At 41.3% G+C, this 235-nt stretch carries 1 protein-coding gene; it reads right to left on the bottom strand.

The window, feature by feature from the left end; genetic code table 11:
* A partial coding sequence (locus AAEY72_RS16360; protein ID WP_352311744.1) for a hypothetical protein occupies nucleotides 1-235 on the bottom strand: 235 nt, incomplete at both ends.

Here is a 235-nt window from a genome sequence, read left to right as displayed (position 1 = left end):
CATCTAAACGCTGTGCTTCTAGGATGAATACTTGCTGTGCTTGTTGTGCTGTTGAAAAATCAGTTTTATAAGTAGACAAATTTTGCTGTAATTCCTGCACACTATCTAGCCACTGAAGCTGCTCGCCCAGTGTTTTAAAGGTTTGGCGTTGCTTATCTTGCTGCTGGTTGAAGTCTGCTAATTCTGCTGCCAGAAGCTTTTCATCTTCACCACTTAATAAAGATAAGCCATCCAC

Source organism: Psychrobacter sp. W2-37-MNA-CIBAN-0211, assembly GCF_040309405.1.
Taxonomy (GTDB): domain Bacteria; phylum Pseudomonadota; class Gammaproteobacteria; order Pseudomonadales; family Moraxellaceae; genus Psychrobacter; species Psychrobacter glaciei.
Note: the sequence above shows the minus strand (reverse complement) of the source record. Positions and strands in the feature narration are given on the sequence as shown.